Source organism: Bacteroidia bacterium (assembly GCA_023228875.1).
In the GTDB taxonomy this organism is placed as follows: domain Bacteria; phylum Bacteroidota; class Bacteroidia; order NS11-12g; family UBA955; genus JALOAG01.
In genome coordinates this window covers 1-9,906 of sequence record JALOAG010000030.1, presented here as the reverse complement: position 1 = coordinate 9,906, position 9,906 = coordinate 1, and the positions used below count along the sequence as shown (strand labels likewise).

General features: G+C 33.6%; 22 protein-coding genes. All 22 read left to right on the top strand.

Translation table 11 applies throughout. From position 1 onward, the window contains the following. On the top strand, positions 1 to 223 hold a 223-nt coding region (locus tag M0R38_12270; protein MCK9482508.1), incomplete at its 5' end, for a hypothetical protein. 8 nt (positions 224 to 231) lie between these two features. After that, positions 232 to 1,350: a hypothetical protein gene (locus M0R38_12265; GenBank protein MCK9482507.1), complete on the top strand. Its 1,119-nt coding sequence runs from the start codon at positions 232 to 234 to the stop codon at positions 1,348 to 1,350. Between the two features lie 97 nt (positions 1,351 to 1,447). Beyond that, a complete protein-coding gene (locus M0R38_12260; GenBank protein ID MCK9482506.1) occupies positions 1,448 to 1,900 on the top strand; it encodes a hypothetical protein in 453 nt (150 codons plus the stop codon). 39 nt (positions 1,901 to 1,939) lie between these two features. Continuing rightward, positions 1,940 to 2,296, top strand: coding sequence for a hypothetical protein (locus tag M0R38_12255; GenBank protein MCK9482505.1), 357 nt, complete (start codon positions 1,940 to 1,942; stop codon positions 2,294 to 2,296). Positions 2,297 to 2,312: 16 nt separating this feature from the next. Next, positions 2,313 to 3,206, top strand: a complete 894-nt coding sequence (locus tag M0R38_12250; GenBank protein MCK9482504.1) for a hypothetical protein — start codon at positions 2,313 to 2,315, stop codon at positions 3,204 to 3,206. 54 nt (positions 3,207 to 3,260) lie between these two features. Beyond that, positions 3,261 to 3,494 carry a hypothetical protein gene (locus M0R38_12245; protein MCK9482503.1) on the top strand — a complete coding sequence of 78 codons (234 nt, stop codon included), beginning with the start codon at positions 3,261 to 3,263 and terminating at the stop codon, positions 3,492 to 3,494. Next, entirely contained in the window at positions 3,481 to 3,936 is a 456-nt protein-coding gene (locus tag M0R38_12240) for a ribonuclease HI (GenBank protein ID MCK9482502.1), read from the top strand. The genes M0R38_12245 and M0R38_12240 overlap by 14 nt, the downstream gene beginning before the upstream one ends. Before the next feature lie 357 nt (positions 3,937 to 4,293). Then, positions 4,294 to 5,313: a glycosyltransferase family 2 protein gene (locus M0R38_12235; protein ID MCK9482501.1), complete on the top strand. Its 1,020-nt coding sequence runs from the start codon at positions 4,294 to 4,296 to the stop codon at positions 5,311 to 5,313. Beyond that, positions 5,300 to 5,776, top strand: coding sequence for a hypothetical protein (locus M0R38_12230; GenBank protein ID MCK9482500.1), 477 nt, complete (start codon positions 5,300 to 5,302; stop codon positions 5,774 to 5,776). Before M0R38_12235 ends, M0R38_12230 begins: the two co-directional genes overlap by 14 nt. Before the next feature lie 85 nt (positions 5,777 to 5,861). After that, complete coding sequence (locus M0R38_12225; GenBank protein ID MCK9482499.1) at positions 5,862 to 6,068, top strand: hypothetical protein; 207 nt, start codon at positions 5,862 to 5,864, stop codon at positions 6,066 to 6,068. A 25-nt stretch (positions 6,069 to 6,093) separates the two neighbouring features. Next, positions 6,094 to 6,534: a hypothetical protein gene (locus M0R38_12220; GenBank protein ID MCK9482498.1), complete on the top strand. Its 441-nt coding sequence runs from the start codon at positions 6,094 to 6,096 to the stop codon at positions 6,532 to 6,534. Then, positions 6,524 to 6,769: a hypothetical protein gene (locus tag M0R38_12215; protein ID MCK9482497.1), complete on the top strand. Its 246-nt coding sequence runs from the start codon at positions 6,524 to 6,526 to the stop codon at positions 6,767 to 6,769. The genes M0R38_12220 and M0R38_12215 overlap by 11 nt, the downstream gene beginning before the upstream one ends. Then, on the top strand, positions 6,750 to 7,004 hold the full coding sequence (locus tag M0R38_12210; GenBank protein MCK9482496.1) for a hypothetical protein: 255 nt from the start codon (positions 6,750 to 6,752) through the stop codon (positions 7,002 to 7,004). Before M0R38_12215 ends, M0R38_12210 begins: the two co-directional genes overlap by 20 nt. Continuing rightward, a complete protein-coding gene (locus M0R38_12205) occupies positions 7,001 to 7,417 on the top strand; it encodes a hypothetical protein (GenBank protein MCK9482495.1) in 417 nt (138 codons plus the stop codon). The genes M0R38_12210 and M0R38_12205 overlap by 4 nt, the downstream gene beginning before the upstream one ends. A 4-nt stretch (positions 7,418 to 7,421) precedes the next feature. Continuing rightward, on the top strand, positions 7,422 to 7,685 hold the full coding sequence (locus M0R38_12200) for a hypothetical protein (protein MCK9482494.1): 264 nt from the start codon (positions 7,422 to 7,424) through the stop codon (positions 7,683 to 7,685). A gap of 13 nt (positions 7,686 to 7,698) precedes the next feature. Continuing rightward, positions 7,699 to 7,902, top strand: coding sequence for a hypothetical protein (locus M0R38_12195; GenBank protein ID MCK9482493.1), 204 nt, complete (start codon positions 7,699 to 7,701; stop codon positions 7,900 to 7,902). 108 nt (positions 7,903 to 8,010) lie between these two features. After that, positions 8,011 to 8,271, top strand: a complete 261-nt coding sequence (locus tag M0R38_12190; protein ID MCK9482492.1) for a hypothetical protein — start codon at positions 8,011 to 8,013, stop codon at positions 8,269 to 8,271. Between the two features lie 10 nt (positions 8,272 to 8,281). Next, the gene (locus M0R38_12185) at positions 8,282 to 8,572 is read left to right on the top strand and encodes a hypothetical protein (protein MCK9482491.1); all 291 of its coding nucleotides are present in this window, start codon (positions 8,282 to 8,284) and stop codon (positions 8,570 to 8,572) included. Between the two features lie 4 nt (positions 8,573 to 8,576). Beyond that, positions 8,577 to 8,789, top strand: coding sequence for a hypothetical protein (locus tag M0R38_12180; protein MCK9482490.1), 213 nt, complete (start codon positions 8,577 to 8,579; stop codon positions 8,787 to 8,789). Further along, on the top strand, positions 8,786 to 9,232 hold the full coding sequence (locus tag M0R38_12175; GenBank protein ID MCK9482489.1) for a hypothetical protein: 447 nt from the start codon (positions 8,786 to 8,788) through the stop codon (positions 9,230 to 9,232). Before M0R38_12180 ends, M0R38_12175 begins: the two co-directional genes overlap by 4 nt. A gap of 4 nt (positions 9,233 to 9,236) precedes the next feature. Further along, on the top strand, positions 9,237 to 9,377 hold the full coding sequence (locus M0R38_12170; protein MCK9482488.1) for a hypothetical protein: 141 nt from the start codon (positions 9,237 to 9,239) through the stop codon (positions 9,375 to 9,377). Then, positions 9,364 to 9,774, top strand: a complete 411-nt coding sequence (locus M0R38_12165) for a YopX family protein (GenBank protein MCK9482487.1) — start codon at positions 9,364 to 9,366, stop codon at positions 9,772 to 9,774. Before M0R38_12170 ends, M0R38_12165 begins: the two co-directional genes overlap by 14 nt. Positions 9,775 to 9,906: the final 132 nt, after the last annotated feature.

Genomic DNA, 9,906 nt, shown 5'->3' with positions numbered 1-9,906 from the left:
GTTATTTGCTGAAAAAAAAGCAAATGAGTCTTTTCAAAACAATGGATTGATAACAGGAGAAGAAAAAAAGGAATTTGTTGTTAATTATGTTTTTGAAAAAATGCCAAAGTTTCTTCATCCATTTATAACAAAAGCCTATATTGGAAAGAAAGTAGAAAATATAATCTCCGACTTAAAAGACATTAAAGACGATGGGGTTTTAAATGCAAGTTCGGGGGAGTAGGTGATTTTATGGCACTAAAACCTGTAATTCCTTACGTAGAAAATATTAAGAAAACAGAAGGTTTTGGTTACTGGCTTGGGACATATGGTCAAATTGCCACACAACAATTATGGAACGATAACTCTATAAGATTGCCGAATTGGTACAAATCGCCAGATCATCTTGACGAATTGAAAAGGTGGTTGGGCAAAAGAGTTGCTGATTGTGTTGGTGTTGATAAATATGCTCGCTGGGTAGAGCCAGATGGTTCAATAAATTATATTAAAAATAAGTCAACTGATTTTAATGAAGATATGCTTTATAAAGAAGCTATAAGACTTGGTTTGCCGCATGGACCGATAGAAACACTTCCTAAAATAGAGGGAGTTAGTTTAGGTTACCCAGGACATTGGGGAGCTTATGTTGTTCACAATGGTAAGTGGGTTGGATGGGAGTCACGTGGCGGCAATTATGGAGTTGTTCAGTATGAGATTGGTAAAAGACCAAGTACTAACCAATGGGCATTTTGGTATTTCAATCCTTTTGTTGACTATGGAGGAAATATGGTAATAAGTAAAAGAGGAGATAAAGATAGTTTAAGTGGGAATAAGAATGTTGAAAGTATGCAAACAGGGTTTCTTAAATTAGGAATACCAATGACAAATAAAGGTGTTTCTTATGGAGCAGATGGTTCATGGGGACAAGCTACTTCTAATGGTTTAGGGGAATTTCAAAAAAAATATAAATTGCCAATAAGCCCTGATTTATATGATGTTAATTGTAATTCAGTAATGATTATGGAATTAACTAAACTTCAAACAGGAGTTCCTCAAGTTGAATATGATAAATTGAAAACAGCTTTAAATATGTCGGAACAAAAAGTTGCTAATTTGGAACAACAAATTGGTGTTAAAAACGCCGAAATAGCAAACTTAAAAATTCAATTAAATAAAGTTAATGTAGATATTGGTAAACTAAGTGGCGACCTTTACGCTGCACAAAACAAAATCAAAGAGTTGGAAGTTAGTCTTGCCGCTGAGAAAGCAAAAATTAGTGGATTAACTAGTCAATTATCTCAAAAAGATGCAGAACTAAAAAGTGTCGCTTCTAGTATAAAACTACTAGTAAATTTTTCAGAAAAAAACTAAATATTTGGGGAGAACTGCGGTTCTCCCCTTTTTTTTATTGACTTTTGCCAAATATTGTGTTATAATTATATTATAAGAATATAAAAGGAGAAGTTTTATGAAAGTTATAAGAAATGGTGTTTTTGAAACTAATTCAAGTTCAATGCATAGTTTAACAATTGACAATAAAAAAGATAAGTGGGAAGATAAAAACCAAATTTTTATTGTTGTGCCAGAAGAATATGGTTGGAGTGGACCAACTTTAACAGAAGCTAGTGAAAAAATAAATTATTTATTTGCTTTGATAGCCTCAACTTCTGGTCTTTCATGGTATAGTGAAGAAGAAAGTGAGTATGCAGCTGAAGAATTTTTTGATTCCCCTGACTGTAAAAGAGTTATTGCTGCCGTTGAAGATTATGATTGTAAGATTTTTTTCAAACTTGGCAAGAACGGCTGGGGACAGGTTGATCATCAATCAGTTTGCTCTTTAACAGACTTCTTAAATGGAATTGATTTACAAGAATTTATTTTTAATAAAAAATATAAAATTATTATTAGTAATGATAACTAATTCTAAAAATATAAAGTGTAATTAAAAGGAGGAAAAAGAATGAAAGTAGTAAGAAAAGGTGTTTTTGAAACAAACTCAAGTTCAGTTCACAGCTTAACTATTATGACAAAAGAGGAATACGACAAACTAGATTCAACAGATAGTTTTATTTATCAAGAAAAAATTTATAGTTTTGAAGAAGCAAAAAAAATCATTTTAGAGAGAGATTGGCTTTCTTCAGAAGAAATGGAAGAAGCTCAAAATTATGATTATGAAAATTGGGAAGAACTTCTTATGGATTATGGTTTTGAAAGAAAAGAAAATTATGGCGGCGGCCTTGAAACTTTTGAAGAATATTTTATTACTCCTAGTGGAGATAAAATGGTAGCTTTTGGTTATTTTGGACGTGACTGCTAAATAGAAAGGAAAATAAATGAAATTACTTGGAAAATACAAAAACGGTAATTATAATGTAAAAATTTATGATGATGGTACAAAAATACGTGAAAACAATTTAAATTTTTTTGAGTCTGAATTTCCAGAAAATATAGATATCAAAATTACAAACAAATGTAATTTAGGTTGCCCAATGTGCCATGAAAAATCAACTTCCGATGGTTTAAACGCACCAAATCTTTTTCCTAATTTTATTAATAGTTTAAAACCATACACGGAATTAGCTATTGGTGGAGGAAATGTTTTTGAGCATCCTTTACTTATTAATTTTTTAAGAACTCTTAAGGACAAAAAAATTATCGCAAACATCACTGTAAATCAAGTTCATTTTGAGAAAAACTTTCATTTTATTCGTTTGTTAATTGAAGAAAAACTAATTTATGGATTAGGTGTTTCTTTGTCACATATTTCACCAGAGTTTTTAGAAAAACTTTCGGCTGCGGGCGAAAATGTTGTTTTGCACGTAATCAATGGTATTGTCTGTCCAGATGAAATAGAATTATTAAAAAATAAAAAAATCAAAATTCTTTTTCTTGGATATAAAGATTTTGGTAGAGGAATAGACTATAGAGAAAAATTTGATTTTCAAATAAAAACTAATCAAAATTATGTTAGTCAAAACCTTGACAAAATTTTTCAATGGTTTTCTGTTGTTTCATTTGATAATTTAGCTATAGAACAAATTAATGTTAAAAAATGGCTAACAAAAGAAAAATATGACGAATTTTATATGGGCGATGAAGGTCAATTCACAATGTATGTAGATTTAGTCAATGGAGAGTTTGGACAAAATTCTGTTTCTAATATTAGATATCCGCTTATGGACAATATTGTAGATATGTTTAATATGGTCAAAAAAGAAAATTGTTGACAAATGTCAAATACTATGCTATAATTATATTATAGAAATTAAAAAGGAGCAATTATGGAAAGTTTTGATGAACTACTGGGAAAAATTAGTGATTTGTGGAGAACACAAAGCATTAAAGCAAAAGAAGCAGATGCACTTTTAGAGGAATGCGAAGTTTTAGAAGACGACATGATTTCTCTTCTTAGAGTTGCCGAGGAAAATTATCCCGAAGACTATAAAGAATATTTACAGTCTTTTGATAGTGAAATTCCGAGACTATCGAAAGAAGGAAAAAATGGAAAAAATTAATATTTATACAGATGGTAGTTGTCGTGGTAATCCAGGCCCAGGTGGTTGGGGTGCCATTTTACTAATTGATGGAAAAGAAATTCTTTTATCAGAACAAGTAACCTATACAACAAATCAAAAAATGGAGTTAATGGGCGCCATTAAAGCTTTAGATTACGCCCAAAAAAATCTAGATTGTGAGTTTAAGAAAGTTGTAATATATACTGATTCAGCTTATTTATTTAGATGTTGGAAAGAAAAATGGTGGAAAAAATGGATATATAATGGTTGGATAAATAGTTCAAAAGAACCAGTTGCAAACAAAGAGTTGTGGGTTTCACTTGTTCCTTGGTTTAAAAACGAAGAATTTTCAATCGTTAAAGTAAAAGGACATCAAGACAATAAATATAATAACATGGCCGATTTACTTGCTACTGGCAAATTGTTGCCAACAAAAGAATAAAGAGAGAGGGAGCTGCGGGAAGCCTCTATAAAAAACTGAAGTCTTATCCACTCATGTAGAAGACGGATACGGTCATACAATGTTTGCCAAATAGCTTTTCTTTGGGTAGCGCCAGCTTGCGGGCACAGTATGGATTGTCAAACGTGTTATCCAAGCACGTGCGTTAGTACTCAGAGAACGAAGTGATTTAGAGGTAAGGGAAGTACACCCAGGTGAATCCATGGTTAATGTAGCATGAAGGAATAGTCTCCGGCCTTTTAGAGACTAAGTTACGTAAGTAACTTGACAATGAAAAATTTGTCTTCATAAGGTAAATTTAGGAGAAAAAAATAATAAATAAATAAATAAAGGAGTAATATGGATAAGTTAATAGATATAATAATTCCTGCTTATAATTCTCACAAAACAATAGTGAGATTATTAGGTTCTATATTGTGTCAAACTATAATAGACAATATTATAGTTACAATAGTGAATGATTGTGGAGATAATTATAGTGAAATAGTTAAGTTGTTCTCTAATTATATGAGTGTAAGGGAGATTTCTTTGCCTGAAAATAGAGGTCCAGGAGTGGCGAGACAATTGGGGATAGATAGTACCAATTGTCCTTTTATAGTATTCGCAGATTCTGACGATAGTTTTGATGGTGCCTTTGCTTTAGAAACTCTTTTACAAGAAATAAATAAATACCCCAATACAATAGGTGTGTTTGCAGAACATTTTTTAGAGGTTAGAGATAAGGAACTTAAGTTCGCTCAATTTCCTCCAAATTTTGTTTGGGCATTTGCTAAAATTTATCGTAGAGAAAAATTAGAAATTTATCAAGTTAGATTTAATAATAGTAGAGCAAATGAGGATGTTGGTTTTAATAGATATATAAATTTAGTTGTAGAGAATGAAGAAGAAAGACCGGTAATGTTTAATGCAACTGTTTATAATTGGCATGATAACAAAAATTCAATCACTAGAATAAATCCTGATTTTGTTTTTAGTGATAATGTTTGTGGCTATATTGATAATATGATTTATGCTATTAATAGAGCAAAAAAATATGTGAAAGGCGGCATCGCCCGCCAAGCATTGAATAAAGAAATAATTACTACAATGGGTGATTTATATTTGTTCTATTGGGAAGCAGATAGCAAAAAACCAGAATTTAGTGAAAAAAATTTTAAAGAAGTTGTTAGATATTATAAAGAACTTTTTCAAGATATTGAAATTATGTTTGATTCTTCTTTTATTAATGGATTAATTATTGAGACCTTTAAAGTTAAAAAGGAAACATTAAGTAGTATATTACCAAAGGAAACATATTTTCAGTTTATGGAAAGAATAAAGGAAGAAGTTAGAAAGGAAGAGGAAAATGAAGATAAGTAAGTGGATAGAGTTGGATGGCAAACATAAAATAAAGAGTTGGGATGAATTAGATTGTAAATACAACAAAGACTTTCAGATTTTGGTATTAGGTAATTCTCTTAGAATACGAGCACCAATTGACGATTGGAGTAGAGAAATAGTTTCCATAGATTTGTATGTGGTCGGAAAAGACAAAACACTTGCAATTCTAAAACTATTTGGTTTTGATATAGAGTTTGAAGAAACACCGAAGTTGAGCAAGAAGGAATGGCATGGGGTTAATTGGCTTTCAGATAATTGGTGGATAGCTAGGGATATGTTTTTATTTGCGTTTCAATCTGAACCGATAAAAAGAGAAACTGGCTATGTCTGTGGGCGAGCGAACGATGATTATATAAAGCTTCCAAACGACCTATTCCCTTTCATAACACCCGACAGAGCGTGGAGCGTAAAAGAGTTGAGGGAGTTGGAGGTAGAAGAATGAGCATAATAATTGATGCAATAGAAAAGTTTAAAATTCAGGAAAAATATGGATATATGGAATACTCAAAAGGAAAGGTAACTTTAACATGAAAACCAAAATAGACAATTATAAAAAATATATTGAAGCCAGAAATTTTAACCCAACTACGGTCAATCAAGTGTTAAATATTATAAGAATTGAAATACAAGGAATTAGCGAAGATATGAACCAATGGATGTTTAGAGATTGTCAAGATAGGTTGGTTAATATAATGGTTAAACTCGAAGACGATATTTCGGAAACCGCAGAATAAAAGCAACGTTTTATAGGAGAACAAAATGAAGATAAATAAATGGGAAGAATTGGATGATTTAAAGAATGGCAAATATCGGGTTGGCAAGTATTGCGGCTTTATTGCAGTACAGACAATTACAAAATGCAGAGATGTTGTTGAAATTTATTTTGATACAACCCCGAAAGATAAAATCCTTGCAATTCTAAAACTATTTGGCTTTGATATTGAGTTTGAAGAAGCACCGAAGTTGAGCAAGAGGGAATGGCATTTGGTGAATTACTTGCCGGAGGATTGGTGGATAGCAAGAAATATGATTTTGTATGCTTTTCAAAGTAAGCCGATAGAAACAAGTGTTGGGTATTTTTGTGGGAAACCGAACGATGAACATATAAAGCTTACAAATGGACTATTCCCGTTCATAGGTTACGACAGAGCATGGTCAGTTAAAGAGTTGAGAGAACTGGAGGTATCAAGTGAAGATTGAATTAATGGGGAATGGTAATTTTGACAACTTGGTTTGTATGCTTGCTTATATTGAGTTTCTTGGTAATGTGGGACATAGCACTTCTTTTAAAGTATTTATAGATGGTGACGGTAGCACCAGGTGGGGATTTAGATTTGAGGATGATGAGATACAAAATAGCTATTTGCGTATAAGACGTGAAATATCAAAACTTTACAACGAAAACCGCAAAGATATTGAAAAATTTAATTTATGAAAGAGGTGGAAGAATGACGCTCGGAGAATTAGGGAAAGTAGCAAAAACAGACATAAGAGTTCTAAGCCCACGAGACGACAGAGTTATATGTTTTAATTTTTATGCTAAAAAACATGAGAGCATAGCAGACAGAGAAGTAAGTGCTATATGGCCAGAAATAAAAACAAGTGTCAATGGGTATAGAACTCACGCAACAACTGTTATATGTGTTTACTTGAAAGGGGTGGGAAAATGACGACTGAAGAGTTGAAAGAACTAAGAGGAAATGCATATCAATTTAAAATGGTTATGGAAGATAGAGAATTACCTGCAACATATGAAGATAGAATCCTTGAACTCATTGATGAAGAAATCGCTCGTCAGTCTGTGACGGATGAAGATGTAAAGAGGGCGATAGATATTTTGCACGATTGGGATGTCGAAAATATTCATGACCCATCGGTTGGGATATGGCGTGATGAAGATATGGCTAATGCAATTCCAATTGCCATCACCGCACTCCAACAGATGAGGGCAGAGCCTTGCATATACTGTAAAGAACTTTCAAATGAAAAAGGATTTCTGTCTGTGAAGTATGAAACGTGCGAGACGTGGCTGAAACCCATTACGGCAAGCTTTTGCCCGAACTGCGGAAGAAAGTTGAGGTGAAGATATGGATAAGACTAAGGTTTACTTTTGGATAAAGGGTTCTGATGATGCGTTTGTTGTAGAACTTACAGAAAGCGAATTTTCAGCATTTTTTCAAGCATGGACAAACAGTAATTTGGGATTTTACACATTTCAAACAACGCATAATTTAATCACGATTCGTATGGCTGACATTTCTGTTGTTACATTTTCAAAAAATAGAGGAGAGAACAATGAATTCTGTGAACATTCGCCCATAAAAAGCAAGTGTCCGATTTGTAACGATTGAAAGAGGTGAAGATATGAGCAAATATTTTATACATTATAGTCAAGGAACAAATCACGATAATGCGGACGATGTAGCGATTGTGAGAGCAGACAGCAAAAGGGAAGCGGTCGAAAAATTCAAAGAGTGGTACACAAACGCAACTGATAAAACAGTACAACCTATCAACACAACCCGCAAGGGATTTGCTAAGGGCATTATGATTATCGGAAATTATTGAGAAAGCAGGTGAAGTATGTATCAAACAGGTAGATACCCTAAATGCGTAACGTGTAGAAAATACAATCCGACTCAAGAGTGTCGGCTTACGGCTTGTTCATATGAAGAAATGGTTAGTATTACAACAGTATATCCCAATGATGGGGAAATAGTATTTTCAGACAATTCGGACTGTATAATTTCTGCCGAAAGAGAAGATTACATAACTATTGTCACAGATTTGCTGTTTGCTTATCTCAATAAAGATTCTGATTTTCCTCATGAATTTGAGAGAAAAGCCGTTAAAAATGCTCTTGAATTTTTATCTGCACAAGGCAACGTGCAGTATAAGATTACTGATTTTTTTGATGACGGCGATATGGAAAGTTGAGGTGAATGATATGGAAATAGAACGTGAATTAGAAAGAGTAATTGAGAAAAACAAGAATAGACAGTATAGTACATTTGAAACAAGGGTGGATTTGGTCGCACAAGATTGCCTACAAGAAATACGCAGGCTTAAGGATGTGATTGAGTTTTCCCAAAATCAAGAGGGGTGTCATTGTTGCAACGGAATTGAAAGTTATGGCATCAAATCCGTTAAAACAGTAACGGATAAATCAGGACGTTCGGTAGATGCGTACAATACACCTTACAATTTTTGCCCAAACTGTGGAAGGAAAGTGAGGTAGAGTGATGGATATACAAAAAGCGATAGATTGTTTTAAGAGAGAAAAACGTTATTGGGATGCGATGATCAAATACAAAAACGCAAAAGGTGAAATACCTGACGATGTGCCCGAAACCTATAAGTATCATGACCTTGTTATTACTGCCCTCAAAGAAAAGCAGGAGAGGGAAAAGAAGGTGGAACAGTTAGATGGGTACAGTTTTGAGGTGGGAGTATGAAACAAGAATGTATTGGTTGTGAAAATTTTGATATGTTGTCCGGCTTTTGTAAATTTACCGCTTGTATTAAGCCAATGAGCATAACATACCATTATCATGACAAAGTTTATAGTAATGAAATCCTATGCAGTAACCCTCCACAATGTAAATGGATATGCAGAATGTGCGGGAAAAGAGGGACAGACATTGTGGGTGAAAAGCCAATAGATGAATATCAAGAGTTGATAGAGAGGTGGAAAATGAAGAAGAGAATTTATAGTGTGACATTTAATGAGTACACGAACGGAACTCATAACACAGTATGGAATGAGATAGACGATAAGTATATTGAAGTCGGGAGAAATGAAATACTCATATCAGAAGATCAAATAGAAGAAATTAAGAAATATGGGAAAGGTATTTATACTCTTACATATGTTGGTGAACTATGGGACGGGAGATAGGAGTATGAATTTGTTATTTTTAGTAATCAGTCTATTTGTCGGAGCATTAGTAGCAGTTACAGTAGCAGTAATGGTTTGTCTTGCGGAAAGTAAGGGTAATCCACCTACAAATTGGAGAGGAGAAGACCCGTATGAGGACGATTAAGTTTAGGGGAAAGCGTGTAGACAATGGCGAGTGGGTATATGGCAATCTTATTAAAATGGATAGCGAAGGTTCGCAGAGTTTTATCTTTCCTTTTTATGAACACGCTTCTTCGCGTCCTTGTGGTCAAATTATTGCATTAAATTCGATTGCAATAATCCCCGAAACCATAGGGCAGTTTACAGGACTTGTCGACAAGAACGGTGTAGAGATTTATGAGGGGGATGTGATGCATTGGGATAGCTATTGGGGATGGTATGTGGGATATGAGAACGGAGCGTTCAGAAGAATACCATTAGATGAAATTCAGAGAATAAATTGGGAACATTACACATTACAACAAGAAGGACTTGAAACATGGGAAGTCATCGGCAACGTACATGAAAGGAGCGAGGTATGACAAATAGAGAATGTCCAAACTGTAATGGAAGTGGCGTTATCCAAGAGTATGACGAATTTGACAGGTACCATGTGTTTGAATGTTATAAATGTGGTGGAAGTGGAGTAATAGCTGAAATACAAAATCAAAACA